We start from the raw sequence: 18,854 nt of genomic DNA, 5'->3' as shown, positions 1-18,854 counted from the left end.
GGCTCCTTTCTGTTGTTTTGGCAACACTTTCTTGTGGCATACAGCAGTATGTGTTGTTTTTAGGTTGGAATGGCACCAGAGGTGACTGAGGCTGCTTCGTAGGCCTGATACAGCCTGGAGTAAGAGCCTCCTTGGTGAATCAGTTGGTGGTGGCTGCCTATCTCTGCCAGCTGGCCGTTCCAGATCACGGCAATACGGTCAGCATCCCGAATGGTGGCAAGTCGGTGGGCGATGATGATGGCTGTCCTGCCTTCGCACAGGCGGCGGAAGGCCGCCTGGATGCGGCGTTCTGTATGAATGTCGACTGCGGAGGTCGCCTCATCCAGCACTAGCACAGCAGGGTTGGCCAGATAAGCCCGTACCAGGCATACCAACTGGCGTTGGCCGTGACTGAGGAACGCCCCCAGTGGGCCAACCTCGGTTTGATATCCCTGCGGCAATCGCTCCAGCACTTCATCCGCGCCCAGCTCACGCGCAGCGGCAATCAGGCGCTCATCAGTAGCGGTGGGATCAGCTAGGCGCAGGTTATGCAGCACACTGCCAGAGAACAAGACATTGTCCTGCAGCACTACGCCGACTTTCTTGCGTAAATCCTGCTGCTGATAATCACGTACATCCTGGCCATCAATCAGCACTTGGCCTTGCTGAACCTCATAAAAACGTGTCAGCAGTTGGACCAGGGTACTTTTGCCGTGCCCGGTCGGGCCCACAATCGCTAACACTTCGCCGGGCTGGATTTTGAGATTGAAATCCTGGATAACGGGCAGGGCTGGTGGGGCGTTGTAGCCGAATACCACTTGCCTGAACTCCACTTCCCCTAAATGCTGGGTGGGTGTTTTGGGCTCAGCCGGGTCGTTAATCTCAGGTTCTGTATCCAGCATGAGGAAAATGCGTTGGGCCGATGAAGCTCCTGAGGTGTAGCGCTCAAACAGGTCATTCAGTTCCTGGAGTGGCCCCAGGAACAGCTGGACGTAGAACAAGCTCTGCGCGAGTTGGCCCACAGTCATTTGCTCATCTGCAATGCTGATGCCTCCCGCGATGAGCAGGAATGCCATGCCTACGGTGCTCAATACCTGGGTCAATGGCAGAAACCAGCTGGAACGCATGCTGCCACGTACTAGAATAGAGTTGAAGTCTTCCAGTAAGGCCTTGTACTTTTTCTGGTTAGGTTCTTCATTGACGGTTTGCTTCAGTATGCGGATGCCGGAGACGCTTTCCACTAAATGCGCAGTGAACCTGGCACGCGCTTCTGCCACACGGCCCCAGATTTTTTCCGAGATCCGCTTGAATATCCAGGTGCCAAGTATTAACACAGGCACAATGCTGGCAAGCGCCAGAAACAGTCTTGGGGATATCCACCACAAGGCCACTGAAGCGACTATCAGGCGCAAGATAGCTGAGAACAGCTCGGGTGGACCCTGTATCAGTAAGGGTTCCAGCGTGTCTATGTCACGATCTGCACGCGAGATGATGCGTCCAGCCTTGGTCTGGTCAAAGTAGCGGATGCTCAACGATTGGACATGGCTGAACACCTGGATGCGCAGGTTGTTGAGGATGGTAATGGCGGCTGTTCCGGCCAGATACTGGGATACACCAGCAATACCAAAGCGTATGGCCCAGCTGAGCCCTGTTGACAACGCCATCCAGCTGACAAGGGGAGTATTCAGCACCAAACCCTGCGCGGTTTGAATAAATCCATAGTCAATTACTTCCCGCAGAAACCACGGGCGTATGAAGATGACGCCGACCAGCAGAAGCTCCAACAGGATCACGGCAGCAATACGCCCGCGTACCTGCTTCAGCAAAGGCAAGAGACGCCAAAACATGTTGCGGTCTAGTTGTTTGCGTGCCAGTGATTGCTCCAGCTCGATATCATTGAGTGGCTTGTCGCCGCGGAAATCATTGGCCATGTTCTACTCCTACCAAGTCTCTATAAATATCACTGCTGTCCACTAGATGCTGATGAGTGCCTGCCGCCGCAATACCACCCTGGGCCAGCATGACAACACGGTCCGCCAACAGGATGGTGGATAGTTTGCTGGCAATCAGGATGACGGTGATCTTGTGCCCATTACGATTATGTAACTTGCGGATATTGTCGAGTACGTGTCTTTCCGTGATGGCGTCCAGCGCACTGGTGGAGTCATCCAGGACCAGTATCGAGGGTTCAGCCAGGAAAGCACGTGCCAGGCTGATACGTTGCCTTTGCCCCCCTGAAAGGGTGATGCCACGGTCACCAATACGTGTATTCAGTCCATCACTGAGCCTTTCCAGGACTTCGGTGGCTGAGGCTTGTTCAAGTGCGTCGAGCAGGTCTTGCCTGCTGGCCTCTGGCCTGGCCAGTCTCAGGTTGGCCTCCAGGGTATCCGAGAACAAAAAACTTTCTTGTGGAACTACATGAATTTTTCTTCTTAATTCATTTAATTTAAAAGACTTTATATTCTCCCAGCCAGCCCATGGCGAGCCTATCTGGACTTCGCCACTATCTGCTTCCAGCAAGCGTGGTAGCAACCCTGCCAGGGTACTCTTGCCTGATCCTGTCATTCCAACCACTGCCACTACTTCGCCGGGGGCGACTTCAAAATCACAATCTTTCAGGATGGCATTGCCGTTGCCAGGCGCATTGACGCTGACGTGGCTCAAACGCACACCAAGAGAACTCTCGGTAATTGATTGATTGCCGGATTCGATGGATGGAGTTTCATCCAGTAGTTCCCAGATACGGGCAGCAGATGAGCGGGCATCGGCAAATATTTGGATAACACGCCCGATCCCTTCAATACGAAATACCAGGGTATTGGCTACGAGTACCGAAGCCACCAACTGGCCTATATTGAGGGTGCCTTGTTGAATCAGGTAGGCGCCCAGTGCCAGTATCCATACATGGCTCAATGCCACGACCGTTTGCGGTAATGGGATACGCGATGTGGCATAAGCCAGTGCAGTTCGAGCATGCTGGATAAACGTATGTACACGATCACTAAAAATGGTAATGCGCTGTTGTTCAAGGCCGAATGACTTGATCACGCGTACGCCGTTGACGCCTTCGCTAAGCTCCTGATTCACATGGTCATAGGCATCACCCACTGCGCGATCCAGCACAACCAGCTTCTCGGTCTGTGCCACAAAAATGCTGATACCCGCCAATGTGAACAATAAAGTACCCATGCCCAGCCATGGGTGATACCAGGCGAGCAAAGCTACCGAGACGATGACCCAAAGGCTGGCCTCGAATACCTGACGCCAGAAATTGATCAGGGCATCGCGCACTTTATCTGCATCACGCGTGGTGCGGGTGACCATCTCTCCCATGCCGTGGCGCCAGTGGTACGCAAGATCCAGGCGTTGTACCTGGTGCATGATGCGCTCACGCAGGATAGTCAGCAGATCCTGGCCGATGATGAGCGACATGATGCCGCCGATGTATTGCAGCACGCCACGGGCAAGCGCTACAGCCAACAACAGCCACACCCAATGCAGGGCCTGGCTATATGCCAGGCTGCCATCCGCAAGTCTGGTAATGGCATGGCCGCTTTGAACATCATTGACCGCCTGGCCAACCAGCCATAACTGCCATGCCATTCCTATATTCACTAAAGTAAACAAAGCAGCAGTAAATGAAAATTTCCATGGCATATATCGATACAGTGCCAAGCAGCGTAGTAATGGGTGCTGTTTATTCATAGAAACGCCTAGGACTAGAAAGAAATAAAAGACCTGGCAATAACATACTGCCAGGTCTTTTTTGTCATCATTTCAGGAGGAAATCCTCCTGAAAGAGGGATTTAGAAGCGAACGGTTAAAGATGCGCCTATGGTGCGAGGATTGCCCCAATACACAGTGTTGCCTGTAGAAGCTTGTGGAGGCAGGGAGTGGTAGCGGTATTCCTTATCAAAGAGATTGTTGACGTAACCTGTCAACTCCACTCTGTCTGCCTGCGTGCTGTAAGTTACGCGCGCGTTCACCACGGTATACGATTCTTGGTTTAGCAGGTCGTTATCCTGGTTAGTCACAAAGAAGTGCTGCTTGCCTTGATAGCGAGCATCGGCACCCAGTACAACCTTGCTACCATTAGCGAGAGGGATGCGATAAGTAGCAGCCAGCAGGGAGTTGAACCGCGGCGCACGTACGAACTCGTTACCATCGTAATTACCACCGTTGTTCAGCACATCAAACTTCTCAAACTCAGATTTTAGGAAACCAATATTGGCATTGATGTGCAAATTGTTGGTAGGCAATGCCTCGATTTCAAACTCTGCGCCCTTGATATTGGCTTTTTCCACATTTTGCAGGTAGGAGATGGTTTGACCCTGATAAGTCCCCACCACATTGACCTGTACATTACTGTAGTCATAGTAGAAAGCATTGGCGTTGAAGTTCAGGCGACCATTCAGCCACTCTGACTTGTAGCCAATCTCGTAGGCATTGAGCTCCTCAGGCTTGAGGGTGTTCAGTGCCAAGGGACTAGTTGCTGCGGTATTGAAGCCGCCGGACTTGATACCACGTGAGAACTTGAAATAGGTACGTTGATTGTCCGCCAATTTGTAGGAAGGCGTAATGTCATAGGTAAAGGCATTCCAGCGCTTGGACTGGCCAGCATCAAAGGTTGTAGTGCCACCGATAGCGCCAGTGTAGGAGTTCCACCATTGACCATAACTTGACCAACTGGTATCCGTACCTGCGCCACCACCACTGGTTAATGCATTGCTGATGCGGTTGAGGTCATACTTCTTTTCTTCGGTCGTCCAGCGTGCTCCGACCGTAGTATCGAACCTGTCGGTGATATTGTAGGTGGTGCTGCCAAAAATAGCGTAACTCTCGGTTTCGTGGGCAAGATCGGTGGAGTTGAACGTACGTGCTTGTGAGGAGCCAGCAAGTTCCGGAACTGCACCATCAGGCAGCCGGGCATTGGCAGAAAGCGAATTGATATCTTCCTTGAAGTAGAAGAAACCAGTCAGCCAGTTCCAACGATCTTCACGCGGGGATGCCAGGCGTAATTCCTGAGTCCACTGGCGGCTCTTGGCATCGGTATAACTGCGGCCAATTTCCAGCGGCGTATTGTCGGTGTCCATCAGTGTTTCCTGCTTGAAGTCGGCAAAACCGGTGATGGAGGTTAGGGTCAGCTTACCCAGTTGCCAGTTCACATTCAGGGAAATACCATTCTGCGTGACATCGCTGGTGTGCTCAGCATTGCTGCTCACATGATTAATGTCTTTGCTGGGAATATAACCGTTACGGAATACTCCACTTGCTACACTGCTTTTAACCGTGCCGATATTACCGTCGGTCTTGTATTTGCGATGGTAAACATTGAGCAGGGCATCAAGGTCAGGGGTCAGTGCGAACAGTAACTGGCCACGGATAACGGAGTCTTCCACTGACCCGGAAGTCTTGCCAGTAAACTGATCCTTGAAGCGGCCATCCAAGTCCTGGTTATAGAATGAAATTCGGCCAGCAATCCGCTCATCGACGATAGTGCCGCCTACAGCACCCTGGATCACCTTGTCACCAAAGCTGCCGTAATCTGCCTTGACATATCCCTCCGGCTTGTCGGAGAAAGTAGGTTTTTTGGAGACGATATTGACTGCACCACCAGTAGTATTCTTGCCCCAGAGCGTGCCTTGTGGACCACGCAGGACTTCCACGCGCTCAATGTCGAAAATAGGTAAGCCTGTTGCGCTGGCATTGCTGATAAATACATCATCAATATAGAAGCCAATCGGGTTAGGGAAGTCAAGTTGTTGCTGACCAGCACCCACGCCACGGATCCACCACCGTGGGCGGCCATTCTGGATGGTACCTGCAGATGAGTTGGGCACGCTGTTTAGTATTTCGCCCGCTGTACGGCCTACGCCTCTGTCTTGCAGTTCCTTGCCACTGAGTACGGAGATCGCGGTAGCGACCTCCTGTGCGTTCTCTTCACGACGTTGTGCAGTTACTACGATGCTACCTAGTGAAGACTCAACATCTTTCTCAGGCTGTAGAGCTGCGTCTGCGGTCGTAGTTTCCAATACCTTTTCTTCATTACCTGTTTTGGTGACTGGAGTTTCTTCTGCAGAAAATGCAGGGCTAATGAATAAGCTACCTGCCAATGCGCCGAGCACAGCAATTGCGAGGGGTTTCTTGATGAAAGTCGATGTAGGGTGTTGCTGATTTTGAGACATTAGGGCTCCCTGCTTTAAGAATTAATGCTATCTCGTCTACAAAAACGAGGAATGATCTTGTATGGCAGGAACCATGCCAGTGGGAGGTGTTGTATGTATGTATTTGATAAGTAAGGTAGTTTATATTTTTATAGTTGTGGGTATGGGGTTTTATGCTGAAAAACAAACAGTTTTACCTGTTGATATAGCAACAAGTGTTGTTTTTAGTTCACTTAATTGCTGGGTTGGGCAATTTTTTTGAATTTTTAGGGGATTTCATAATATTTTATGAATATATGTTTCCATATGAACAGTTTGGTGTGGTTGGGAGAGTGAAGTGTTTATTTTTAAACAGTAGTCGTTTGAGGGATATCAAACTAAATCATTAATTAACTTAAGATAAATATAGAGATTTTTTTTAAATAAATATTAAAATCAATAGATTGTTGATGGTATATGAAATTTTTATCAACATATTATTAATATTCGACTCCCTCACTCTTTTGCTTGGCATGCAGATTGCATTTTCTGAACCTAGGCAATTTTCTAATCCAGATTGAAGGTCTCGACACCCAGGTAGATATGGGATGTCGCTACCAAGATAAGTCTGTATCTCCAACTCTGAAAAGGATGACCGACATGAGTGACAACCTCTCTGAAATCGACTTAATATCATATGTAGATGAAGCCAAGGCTGATGCTATCCATGCGTTCAATGTGCTGCGCGAAAACCGGACATTGTCCGCAAGCCTTACTTTCCATATTACGCATCGTGTGCCAGGGCATGACAAGTTGCTGCATATCCGATTCCCGGGTGGTTTGGCTCGAGATCACACCCCGACCATCAACTTGACCAAGTTCTCTGATGAGAAGAATCACATCCTGAATGAATCCCGTTTGGATGCGGATACTGCCATCCACATTCATACCAACTATTTATCCGCATGGTCATTGGCTCACAAGCCTTTCCCGATTCTGTATGTGGCGGCGGCTCGCCATTTACTGGCGCGTGAAATCCCCAATCACCTTGATCGCACACGCAGTGTTCTGGATGTGATTAAAGAGCGGCTGGATAAATATCCGGATCTGGCGCCACCACCAGCCTTGCTGGAATCTAATGGCGGTGTGAATTTCTGGGGTAAGGGCATTATCCGTACCTCAGAACTGATCCTGTTTGTTGAGGAAGCCGCACGGTATCAGGCGATCGCCGAGCAGATTGGCGGAGCCCAGGTATATACGCCTGGCGCACTGGAGCTTCAATGGAAGCGCACTGGCTTGCTGGATAAAGCGCAGGCCTACAGCGGCCGCTATCTGGAAGATATTGTTTAACTTAAATTGAAATATCAAAAGTCGGGCTTATGCCCGACTTTTTTATGTGTGAAAGAATGATCCATGGCAAATAAACAACGCGAGCTCATCCTGAATGTGTTCCTGCTCAGGTATGGTCACCATCCTGCGGGATGGTTGCATCCTACCTGGAAAGAAAATGGTCGGCCTGATCTCAATTGGTGGGTTAAAGCGGCACAGATAGCTGAGGCTGCCAAGTTTCATACATTTTTTGTGGCTGATTTCATTGGACGTTCAAGCGAGTTGACGCCGCAAGCTGCCAAGAATCCATCCAATTTTCATTTTGAACCGTTTACATTGCTGTCGGCGATTGCCACGCAAACCAAGCACATAGGCCTTGTGGCTACGGTCAATACCAATTTTTCTGAACCATATAATGTGGCCAGGCAGTTCACCTCTCTGGATCACCTGAGTGGAGGGCGGGCAGGCTGGAATGTGGTGTCATCGCTCAATCCGGCCACAGTAGGTAATTTTGGACATCATGACGGCCGTACCCATGAGCAACGGTATGAACGGGCAGAAGAGTTTGTGCAACTTGCCAAGGCATTATGGGATAGCTGGGATGATGATGCTTTTGATCATCCTGACCGTGAATCAGGCGTGTTCTTTGACACTGCAGCTGCACATCCAGTGAGCTTTCATGGCAAATATTACAACTCAGATGGCTTGCTGGATTATCCTAGGCCAATACAGGGCTACCCAGTATTTGTGCAGGCCGGTAATTCTGAAACAGGGCGAGAGTTTGCCGCCCGCGTTGCCGAGATGACCTATAGCTCCGCCACATCCCTCAAGGTTGCGCAGGATTACTATGCTGACGTTAAATCACGCATGGCCAAGTATGGGCGTACTGAGGATCAATTGAAGATTACACCTGGGCTTAATGTGGTGGTGGCTGAAACTGATCAGGAGGCACAGGATAAGTACGCGGAGTTGCAAGATCTTGTGGATTTCAGCGAGATTGAATTTGGCGGTTTTGATCTCACACAATATCCCTTGGATGGACCACTGCCTGATTTACCGTATGACCCAGGTGAAAATGGGCGCGGTCGCTTCCAGCAGCAATTGGAACTTGCAAGACGAGAAAACCTTACCATCCGTCAGTTGGTACTCAAATTCCGTGTGGCGCGTGGGCATCTGCAAGCCATAGGCTCAGTGAAGACTGTGGCTGATCTCATTGAGCAGTGGTTTGTGGAAAAGGGTGCAGATGGATTCAATGTTGTGCCACCATATTCTGTTAAAGGCCTGGAAGATTTCGCTCGCTTGGTGGTTCCTGAGTTGCAACGGCGTGGTATCTTCCGTAAGGAATACAGCGGTGCTACCTACCGGGAAAGCCTGGGGTTGGATCGACCGAGAAATCCCAATACAGATTAAAGGAAGCTGCGTTGTCGAGATATAAGTTGGTGATTTTTGATTGTGACGGAGTACTTGTTGATAGTGAAACTATTACCAACCGAATATTTGCCGATATGCTAAATGAGGCGGGTATTCCCGCGTCCATGCAGGATATGCAGACTTATTTTGTTGGTAACTCCTTGCCGCAATGCGGGCAGATTGTGTTTGATTTGTATGGCAAGGTGTTGGATGCAGGTTTTATCGAGCAATACAAACCACGACGCGATCAGGCGTTGAAGTCTCAGCTACAGGCGGTAGCTGGCGTGAAAGAGCTGCTTGCCGCATTGCGCTTGCCTTGCTGTGTGGCTTCCAACAGCGATGGTGACAAGGTACGTGAAATGTTGACGCTGTGTGACCTGATCCAGTATTTTGATCAACGCATCTTCAGTGCAGCCGACCTTGGCAAACCTAAACCGGCACCAGATGTATATCTCTATGCAGCTGCCACAATGGGGTTTGAGCCAGCAGATTGCCTGGTGATTGAGGATACTCACATTGGTGTAAGTGCAGCTGTTGCAGCGGGTATCACTGTCATTGGCTATAGCGGCACTATGCCTGCTGAGCGATTAATGAATGCGGGAGCTAGCCAGGTTATCAGCCATATGTCAGAAGTATCTGGATTATTGAGCTGAGAGAGGGAAAGTACATTCCGTGTGAATCAAGGGTTTCGATTTAAGGCGAAATGCTTATCTTCAAACACTTCTTGAGATTCAGTGTTGATTCAGTAGCAATCACTGCATAATGGGTATGGATTAACTTCAACACTTTTATTTAATAAATTGTTTTTAAATGGGTAAATAATAAATCCAACTTGACCTGTTTTTGTCAGCTTAGCTGGTATGAATACTGCTGTAAAAGTGAGACTGATGATATCCCTACTGATATTTTGGAGGAATCCATCATGGTCATGGCAATCACAATACATTGCTGTGTGAGCCGCTTTTCATACCTTTTAAATCTGGAACAAACATGAGTAATGTACACGCGCTATCGGCGCGTAAAGCCGATTACGACATCCATCCTTTATTCACTGGCCGCTGGTCTCCACGCTCTTTTCGCAATCAGCCAATAGAAGACGCGGCCTTATTCAGCTTGTTTGAGGCTGCTCGCTGGGCACCATCTGCCAACAATTCCCAGCCTTGGCGCTTTATCTATGCCAAGAATGGCTCCCAGACTTGGTCTAGCTTGCTGGGTCTTGCCAATGAAAACAACCAGCGTTGGGCGACAAACGCCAGTGTGTTAATTGTCTTGGTATCCAAAACCAGTCATGTCCGTAATGGCGACAGCGAACCCAGCCCCTTACGTAATCATTCGCTGGATGCCGGTGCAGCTTGGACAAACCTTGCCTTGCAAGCAACTCATGCCGGCTTGATTACCCATGCCATTGGTGGTTTTGACCGAGAGAAGGCAAGGGAGGTGCTGGCTATTCCTGAGGGTTTCCATATAGAGATACTGATTGCGGTTGGCTATCAGGGGGAGCGTTCAGCACTACCGGAAGATATCCAATTACGTGAGCAGCCTACACCACGAAAAGCATTGGCAGGATTTTATGCCGAAGGCCGTTTTAACTTCAGCGAATAAGGTGTGATAGAACAAGTGTTCCATGGCTGATATTACTGGGTATTGACAGGGCATAGCGATCCCCTCGAAAGGATCGCATCCGTCGCAGTACTGTGAGGCTAAGGATCACGCAGGGAACTGCAAGCAGAAAACCTACGCTATTTCCTCAATAATCCCATGGAGATTGCTGATTTAGCAGCTTATCCATGCATCTAGGGTCTGATGTTTTATTGGATGCGAAATGGGATGCTGGTTTTTGAACAGTAGCTGCAAATTCAACACTTAATGCATTGCAACTGTTTTAAACTAAACAGTTTGTAAGGAGGGCTGCAAGCGTTCGATAAACATATGCTTCCTCTAGAGTGTTATTAATTTTAATTAAACAAACATAATCAAATACTTGAATTTAACCTTATAAAATTTGTGGAAATAAGCCCGGCATGGCATGTTTTCTGCGATACCTCATAGATTCAAGAGGCAAAAATTGCAGGAGAGCACGCATGAGTATCAAGTTTTTTTGGCAAATACCGACCTCGGGTGATGGTCGGTATGCTGATGCACACAAGCGCATACGTGGTGAGCGCAGTGACAGCAAGCCATATTTTCTCCCTGGCGTGACTGACCCCCGTGGCAGGCGCTTTAACTATTTTGACCATCTGCACCAGGTTGCAAAGGCGGTTGAACTCGCCAAGTTTGATGGCCTTCAGGTGCGCAATGATCCACAGGGTGATGAGTCGTGGATTGTGGCGGGATATCTGAGCCGTGCCACCCGCGATCTTATAGTACTTGCTGAGTTTGACGCAGCGCGTGGGTCGGCTGTCTATGCCGCCAAGAATGCTGTCAGTTACCAGCGCTTCAGTGGCGGTCGTTTTGCCTGGCAGATCAGCACAGAAGCCGATGAAGCACAACGCAGACGCAATGGTGATTATGTGGCGGCAGAAGATCTGAATACGCGTATAGAAGAGTTTGTGATCGTCGCACGCCATGTCATCACTGAAACTGATTACGATTTCAAGGGTCGTTTTTTCGAAGTTCTTAAAGGTGGGTTCCAAGGCCCACTTTCCGGGCAGAAAGTGCCTCCAGTTTATTTATCAGGCAATGATGAAGATGCCTATGCATTATCTGCGCGTGTAGCGGATGTACACGTGCTGGATGCACAGCCGCTGGCTGACATTCGGGCACAGATAGAACGTCTACATGAATTGGCCAGTGCTACGGGCCGACCGTTAGAAGTCGGGATTCGTCTGGATGTACTGGCCCGTGAAACTGAAGAAGAGGCGATATATGATGCCAAGCGCTATGCCGAGCAAAGCGGGCAGAGCAAAGGCGTGGCTGGTGGAGCATTGTGGAGAGGGCTGACTAAAGATAGCACAGGAGCATCTGCTGTATTGGTCGGCAGCTACCAGCAGGTTAGCGAAGGTTTAGCCGCTTATGCCGCCGTTGGCGTGCATCACTTTATCCTGGGTGCCGTACCCAGCCTGGAAGAAGCTTATCGCATTGGTGAGAATGTCTTGCCCCAGGTGCGTTCCCTTGTCGCTGGCACCAGCCAGCGTGCAGCCTGATTGAGGAGTTGAGTATTATGGCAATTGATGTTTTCTGGAGAATTCCAACCCATGGTGAGCCAAGCTCACTACGCAATAAACTGCATCATCGCGGTGATTGGTCGCAACAGCATGGCGATCATGTTGTGCATAAAGGCCTGAGCGGCGGGCACGATGATGGATTTACCAACCTTGACTATATTGCCGAGGTGGCACGTGCAGCGGAAATATCGGGTTTTCAGGGAGGATTGATTCCATCTTTTCCGATGACTGATGAGCCTTGGGCTATTTCTTCCTTTCTGGCGCGTGAAACCAGTACTTTCCGTTTCATGATTGCGTTCCAGCCAGGGTTTCTTAACCCGGTAGTCGCCGCGCGTATGACTGCAAGCTTGCAGCGAGCTACAGGTGGACGTGCCCTGTATAACGTGATTACCGGTGGCGGTGGCCCTTCACAGCTGTGGTGGGGTGATGTGGCCCCGCATGATGATCGATACGCCCGAACTACCGAGTTTCTGGATGTGCTGCGTGGTGTGTGGCAGGGTGAGAAGTTCTCGTATCAAGGCAAGTTCTATCAAGTAGAGGATGCTGCTTTACCAGCGCAGTTATTGGGGCAAGAGTTTCCTGAAATCTATTTCTCAGGATCCTCTGATGCTGCACTGGCCTCAGCCTCCAAGCATGCCGAATATTATCTTTCATGGCTGGAGCCTTTCGACCAGTTGCGCGAAAAGTTTGACCGTGTCAAAGAACGCACTGATGCCCTGGGTCGCAAGATCAAATGCGCTGTAAGGGTAGACATTATTGCGCGTCGTACTGAGGAGGAGGCATGGCGGGAAGTGCGTCGTGGGTTTGAGAACCTGGACGATGCTGCGCGTGAGCGGTACAAGCGTTTTACTGAGCAGGGGGGTGATTCAGTAGGTGCCAGCCGCCAGCGTAGTCATGCTCCCAAGGAGTTGACTGACTACCGGGATTTCATCATTCACCCTAATGTCTGGTCTGGTCTCAGCCTGCTACGTGGTGGACAGACCCAGGGCATTGTCGGGAGTTATGAACAAGTTGCAGAACGCCTGGATGACTTGGTACAGCTAGGTGCGGATGCATTTATCCTGGCCAGCACGCCACATCTGGAAGAAGCCTACCGGGTGGGTGAGGAGGTTCTGCCTCTTGTGCGCGGTCACGACAATGCACCAGCATTGCGGGTAGTGCGCTAATTAGTCATTAGTTATCGCCTCAAGCTCCCTGTCTGGTCTTGTCCAGGCAAGGAGTTTTGACATGATATCTGCCATTCCCGTAGTCATAACGTGGCTGAAATTACTGCACAGCCCCAGTAGAATGTTTCTTTAGCCTTGTTACCAAGATCGTTTCCTCATGCATCCTTTACACCGTCTATTCAACCATGCTCGCCAGTACCGGAAAGATGCCTGGATTGCCTCGCTTTATTCCCTGCTCAACAAGATTTTCGATGTTCTGCCCGAGATTCTGATTGGCGTTGCGGTCGATGTAGTGGTGAATCGCAAAGAGTCCTTCCTGGCAGGGATGGGAGTGCCTGAACCCAGGGATCAATTGATATTGCTGGCCTTGCTGACCGTGATTATCTGGGTAGGCGAGTCGCTCTTTCAGTATTTGTATGATGTGCGCTGGCGTAATCTGGCGCAAAACCTACAGCATGATTTGCGCATGGAGGCCTATCAGCATGTGCAGAAGCTGGAGCTAGCCTATTTTGAACGTAATCGTACCGGTAACCTGCTGGCTATCCTGAATGAAGATATCAACCAGATGGAACGCTTCTTCAATGGCGGTTTCAATAGTTTGATCCAGGTGTTTTTTGGCTCACTGATGGTTGGTGGCGTGTTCTTTTTCCTGACCAAGGAGTTGGCATTCCTGGCATTGATCCCGGTGCCGTTTATCCTGTACGGCGCTTTCTGGTTCCAGTCACGGCTGGCTTCTCGCTATACCTCAGTACGCGAGGCAGCAGGTGCCCTGGCTACGCGGCTGAATAATAATCTGCAAGGCATTGCAACCGTTAAGGCCTATGCTGCTGAAGATATTGAGGTGCAACATATCAGTGATGCGTCCAATGTCTATCGCCACAACAATGCTGAAGCCATCCGTCTTTCCGCGGCCATTACTCCGGTCATCCGCATGGCTATTCTGGCAGGCTTTACCGTGACCTTGCTCTATGGTGGTTTCATGACACTGAAGGGTGAGTTGGGCGTTGGCAGCTACTCAGCCCTGGTCTACTTGACGCAGCGACTGCTTTGGCCTCTGACGGGGTTGGCTGAGTTGACCGACCTTTACCAGCGCTCCATGGCTTCAATCCAACGTGTAATGAATCTGTTGGACACGCGCGTGAGCATTGAATATGCCGGGCAGGCACTGCCTATTGATCAGGTGAAAGGCGATATCCGCTTTGAAAATATAGATTTTTCTTATGAAAATAGCGGCATCAATCCTGCCTTGCAGCAATTTAACCTTCATATTGCCGCTGGCAGCAATATTGCCTTTGTCGGCACGACTGGGGGAGGTAAAAGTACCATTACCAAATTGTTGCTGAGATTTTATGAGCCGCAGGGCGGTGAAATCCGCCTGGATGGCGCCAATATCAACGGGTTGAACCTGCAGGAGCTAAGACGCGCCATAGGGTATGTTGCTCAGGACACATTCCTCGCGGATGCCAGCATTGCCGAGAATATTTCCTACGGACAATTAAACGCCAAAATGGAAGATATCATTGCCGCTGCGAAGGCGGCAGAGGCACATGAGTTTATCGAAAATCTGCCCAATGGGTATTTAACCCAGGTAGGAGAGCGTGGCATGAAGCTATCCGGTGGTCAGCGCCAACGTCTTGCACTGGCGCGTGCCATCCTCAAAAACCCACCTATCCTGATCCTGGATGAAGCGACCTCCGCGGTCGACAATGAAACCGAAGCCGCGATCCAGCGCTCCCTGGAAAAGCTGGTAGTGGGGCGAACCAGCATCATCATTGCGCATCGCTTGTCTACCGTGCGGCATGCGGATTGCATCAATGTGCTGGAGCGTGGTCGCATCATCGAATCTGGTACGCATGCTGAGCTGCTGTCCAAAGGTGGCGTCTATGCTGATTTGTGGCGGTTGCAGACAGGGGAGCTGGGTGCGCATGTGTCTGCGACTCTGATTGAACCTCCCAATAACTGACATGATTCAATCTCCCCTAAAAGTGATAGTGCTGTACGGTGGTACCAGCGAAGAGCGTGATGTATCTATTGCCAGTGCGGCTCAAGTTATTCCTGCTTTGCGCGCAGCAGGGCACGATGTATTGGCTTTAGACACTGTGGCAGGTTTGCTGAGTGAAACAGATGAGCATCACATGCTAAATGCTAAAGTGCACACATCACCAGCGGATGTGCAGTCTTTATCTGGAAATACCTTGCTAAGCAGCACCTTCTTGCACAACACGCCTTCTGTCATGGATGCCGATGTTGTATTTCTGGCGCTTCATGGTGGCACCGGTGAGGATGGCACCATACAAGCGTTGCTCGATATGGCTGGCATGACGTATACAGGGAGTGGTCATCTTGCCAGCGCAGTTGCGATGGACAAAGATCTCTCCAAGCGACTTTTCGTGGCAGCCGGAATTGCCACACCCGCCTGGCAAATGCTCCCGCCTGCAGGAGAGGCATTTCATCTGGTATTGGAATATCCATTAGTTGTCAAACCAAACCGGCAGGGGTCTACCGTCGGGTTGTCCGTTGTACATCGGCCATCTGAGCTACATGAGGCGATTGCCTTGGCACGTCAATATGACAACGAGATCATGCTTGAGCAATATATTGCCGGGCGTGAACTGACTGTTGGGGTGCTGGGTGACCAGGCATTGGCTGTCGGAGAGGTGATACTGGAAGCACGGCAAATTTTTGATTATCAGGATAAGTATCAATCTGGTGCTGTGCGAGAGGTATTTCCTGCAGAACTCTCTCCAGAACTAATCTCGGAAGCGCAGGTGAAAGCAGTTAAGGCGCATCAGGCTTTGAAGCTAGATGATTATAGTCGCGCAGATTTCCGCCTTGATCCCGATGGCCAATTATGGTGCCTGGAAGTCAATACTTTGCCAGGCATGACCGCTACTAGCTTGCTACCGCAATCAGCCGCCGCAGTGGGTATTTCATTTGTGAGCTTATGTGACCGTATTTGCCGGATGGCGCTAACACGCAGACGGTAACTAAATAAAGAAACTGACAGGCGGCCTGTTAATGCGGGACTTTGACTATTTAAAACCAGAGGTAGAGCCCACTGCTAAATAAAAAAAGGGGGCAAAAGCCCCCTTGGTTTTATTGATAACTGATCGTTAGCTTACCAATCGTACTGCAGTGAGGCACCTATCGTCCGCGGTGCGGCCATGGCACGACCCACCGTGTTGTTGGCACCATTTTGGGTAGCCTGCCAGTAATCCTTGTCAGTAGCATTATCGACAAAGGCGGTCAGCTTGATGCGCTCATCTGGGAAGATATAGCTGGCGCGCAGGTTGACCAGGGTGTAACCCGCATGCTGTTGCAGGGGGTTATAGGCTTGAGGGGTAGAGAAGTGGAAATTGCTGCGAGTGTTGATATCCCCTCCCAGTACCAATGAGCCCTTGGGTAATGCAATTTTGTAACTTCCACCCAGCACGGCACTGATGCTTGGCGCCCGTGCAAACGACCTGCCCGAGAGGTCACCCGCCTGAGCATCGAAATAGTCTTTATATTCGGTGCTGAGCAAGCCCAGTGAGAAATGTAATTTCAGGTTATCTACTGGAACCGCTTGTACACTAAACTCAGCGCCTTTGACGCTGGCATCACCCGCATTTTGCATACGGGAAATGGCGGCATTTTGCTGTACATTCCACTGGTAGAGATTGGTCTGAAAATCATCATAGTCATAGTAGAACACTGCGCCATTCACTAGCAGTCGGCCATCGAGCCATTCCGATTTCAGGCCTGCCTCATAAGACAAGATAAATTCAGGATCGAAAGATCCGGTGTCATTGCTTGACGTAGGTGTTGTAATGTAGCCACCCCCGCGGAAGCCCTTGGCAATACGCAGGTAGCCGCGCAGATTGTCATTGAATTTATATTCAGGGGTGACATCCCAAGTGACTTCACGCCAGGTACGGTCATTATCGTAATTCACCTTATCTTCAAACGGGCCAGGTGCGGCTGATGGATTCCACCAGTGACCACTGCCATAAGAACGCAAGCTGCCATAGAAGCGGTGGAGGTCTATATCCTTGCTTTCTTTATTCCACCGTACGCCACCAGTTAAGACAAAGCGATCAGTGAAGTTATAGGTGGCGCTGGCAAAGATACCCAGGCTATCTGTCTCTCCCGACCATGTGGTGTTGTAATATCCTGGCGGATTGGCGCTGGTGCCGTTGAAATTGTTGGCTATGGATTCGGAATTTAAATGCGACTTGTAATAGTGCAAGCCAGTGATCCAGTTGAATTTGTCCTCTCTAGGCGAAGCCAGGCGCAACTCTTGTGAAAACTGTCTCGCACCTTGTTTGGCGACGCTACGGTTATCCAGAGTCACACCGTTATCCCCATCCGATTGAGCAAACGTCTGTACCTGTTCAAAGCCGGTCATGGAGGTAAGGGCATATCCCGCAATATCCCAGTTCAATGTCAATACAGCACCGCTTTGTTCGTGTTTATTTTCTGATGGGCCATTGAATGTATAACCGCGAGAGGGGAACTGTAATCCCCCTGTGCCGGGACGATTGTAGAAAATATAAGAGGTCTGCTCATCTTGGGTGTATTTGCGATAGTGCACACTGAGCAAGGCTTCGAGGTTATCAGTCAATTGGCCTAGCAGTTGCCAGCGTATGGATTGGTCTTCCAGTTCGCCACGCCTGCCCTTGGTAATGTTCTTAGTCCATTGGTCACGGTTTTCCTGACTGAAGGAAATGCGTGTGGCCAGCTTGTCTTCAACCAATTGCGCATTGATGGCACCTTGTACCAGCTGCTGGTTAAAACTGCCTACGGTGGCTTTTACCCAACCGCTGTTATTGAACTCAGGCCTACGGCTGACCACGCTGATGGCGCCTCCAGGGCTGTTTTTGCCCCAGAGCGTACCCTGTGGACCAGGCAGCACTTCTACTCGGGCCACATCAAACAAGGGACCACCGCTCATGATAATGGGGCCGAGATAGACTTCATCGACGTAGTAGCCTATGGGGCTGACGTTATCCAGGCTGGGCTGGCCTGTACCTATGCCACGCAGGAACCAGCGCGGGAAACCGTGATTATCCAGAGTGGCGGCCGAGGCATTCGGGATAAAACGGGTAATCTCACCTGCTGTCAGGCCAGCATTGGCATCAAGCAATGTTTGGCCGTCAATGGCGTTGACGGTGATGGGGACTTCCTGAATTGATTCTTCGCGCTTCTGCGCGGTGACTACCACGGACTGCAACAGCGATGCCTTGCTGTCACGTTCAGCTTGGCTATTTCGCTCTGCTTTGCCGTCGCGTTCCGCGTTATCGGTAGTGACTGTCTCCTCAGCAGCCAGTACCGGGGTCAGGCAGCCGCTGAGAGCGAGTGCCACGCTGGTATTTAAGGTTAGTCTTTTTAAGTTTAATTGCATTGTGTAATTCCCATGCTGATGGATGAGCTGGCATTAATGCCGCATGGAAAATGGCAAGTACCATGCCATGGACTGCCAGGAAAACACGGGATAATAAAATCCAAATTAAGTGATTGTTAGTTAAGGTAAAAAATAATTTTGGCACAAATACTTGCCCAGGTTTTGATGATTAAAATTTGCTGCATATGCAGCAGAAATATTGTGCTTTTGTTGCCACAGCCACAATGCTGGCCTGTATTCAGGTTCGATGTGTCAGGCTCAGCATCAACCCAGATGGCAG

At 50.2% G+C, this 18,854-nt stretch carries 13 protein-coding genes; 9 read left to right on the top strand and 4 right to left on the bottom strand.

Going from position 1 to position 18,854, the window contains the following annotated elements; all coding sequences use genetic code 11:
- Window positions 1-59: 59 nt before the first annotated feature.
- The 3 genes from LG201_RS04170 to LG201_RS04160 all read right to left on the bottom strand — a co-directional run bounded on the left by LG201_RS04170 (window position 60) and on the right by LG201_RS04160 (window position 6,164).
- Entirely contained in the window at window positions 60-1,910 is a 1,851-nt protein-coding gene (locus tag LG201_RS04170) for an ABC transporter ATP-binding protein (RefSeq protein ID WP_226770910.1), read from the bottom strand.
- Entirely contained in the window at window positions 1,900-3,684 is a 1,785-nt protein-coding gene (locus tag LG201_RS04165) for an ABC transporter ATP-binding protein (RefSeq protein WP_226770909.1), read from the bottom strand. Before LG201_RS04165 ends, LG201_RS04170 begins: the two co-directional genes overlap by 11 nt.
- A gap of 101 nt (window positions 3,685-3,785) precedes the next feature.
- Window positions 3,786-6,164 carry a TonB-dependent receptor gene (locus LG201_RS04160; protein ID WP_226770908.1) on the bottom strand — a complete coding sequence of 793 codons (2,379 nt, stop codon included), beginning with the start codon at window positions 6,162-6,164 and terminating at the stop codon, window positions 3,786-3,788.
- A 61-nt stretch (window positions 6,165-6,225) separates the two neighbouring features.
- On the opposite strand from LG201_RS04160, the gene LG201_RS04155 reads away from it, so the two are divergent.
- The 9 genes from LG201_RS04155 (at window position 6,226) to LG201_RS04115 (ending at window position 16,178) form a co-directional block, all read left to right on the top strand.
- Window positions 6,226-6,405, top strand: a complete 180-nt coding sequence (locus LG201_RS04155) for a hypothetical protein (protein WP_226770907.1) — start codon at window positions 6,226-6,228, stop codon at window positions 6,403-6,405.
- Window positions 6,406-6,782: 377 nt separating this feature from the next.
- Complete coding sequence (locus LG201_RS04150) at window positions 6,783-7,472, top strand: class II aldolase/adducin family protein (protein ID WP_226770906.1); 690 nt, start codon at window positions 6,783-6,785, stop codon at window positions 7,470-7,472.
- A gap of 63 nt (window positions 7,473-7,535) precedes the next feature.
- Complete coding sequence (locus tag LG201_RS04145) at window positions 7,536-8,861, top strand: LLM class flavin-dependent oxidoreductase (RefSeq protein WP_226770905.1); 1,326 nt, start codon at window positions 7,536-7,538, stop codon at window positions 8,859-8,861.
- Between the two features lie 11 nt (window positions 8,862-8,872).
- Window positions 8,873-9,514, top strand: coding sequence for an HAD family hydrolase (locus LG201_RS04140; RefSeq protein WP_226770904.1), 642 nt, complete (start codon window positions 8,873-8,875; stop codon window positions 9,512-9,514).
- Between the two features lie 337 nt (window positions 9,515-9,851).
- Window positions 9,852-10,463 (top strand): nitroreductase family protein, encoded by a 612-nt coding sequence (locus LG201_RS04135; RefSeq protein ID WP_226770903.1) that lies wholly within the window; start codon window positions 9,852-9,854, stop codon window positions 10,461-10,463.
- Between the two features lie 479 nt (window positions 10,464-10,942).
- On the top strand, window positions 10,943-12,004 hold the full coding sequence (locus tag LG201_RS04130) for an LLM class flavin-dependent oxidoreductase (protein WP_226770902.1): 1,062 nt from the start codon (window positions 10,943-10,945) through the stop codon (window positions 12,002-12,004).
- A 17-nt stretch (window positions 12,005-12,021) separates the two neighbouring features.
- Window positions 12,022-13,191: an LLM class flavin-dependent oxidoreductase gene (locus LG201_RS04125; RefSeq protein WP_226770901.1), complete on the top strand. Its 1,170-nt coding sequence runs from the start codon at window positions 12,022-12,024 to the stop codon at window positions 13,189-13,191.
- Window positions 13,192-13,348: 157 nt separating this feature from the next.
- A complete protein-coding gene (locus LG201_RS04120) occupies window positions 13,349-15,154 on the top strand; it encodes an ABC transporter ATP-binding protein (protein ID WP_226770900.1) in 1,806 nt (601 codons plus the stop codon).
- A 1-nt stretch (window position 15,155) separates the two neighbouring features.
- Window positions 15,156-16,178 (top strand): D-alanine--D-alanine ligase family protein, encoded by a 1,023-nt coding sequence (locus LG201_RS04115; protein ID WP_226770899.1) that lies wholly within the window; start codon window positions 15,156-15,158, stop codon window positions 16,176-16,178.
- Between the two features lie 131 nt (window positions 16,179-16,309).
- Here the strand turns inward: LG201_RS04115 and LG201_RS04110 are convergent, their stop codons facing one another.
- Window positions 16,310-18,574 carry a TonB-dependent receptor gene (locus LG201_RS04110; protein ID WP_226770898.1) on the bottom strand — a complete coding sequence of 755 codons (2,265 nt, stop codon included), beginning with the start codon at window positions 18,572-18,574 and terminating at the stop codon, window positions 16,310-16,312.
- Window positions 18,575-18,854 lie beyond the last annotated feature (280 nt).

Source organism: Methylobacillus gramineus, assembly GCF_020532675.1.
In the GTDB taxonomy this organism is placed as follows: Bacteria; Pseudomonadota; Gammaproteobacteria; order Burkholderiales; family Methylophilaceae; genus Methylobacillus; species Methylobacillus gramineus.
This window is presented reverse-complemented; position numbering and strand designations above follow the sequence as displayed.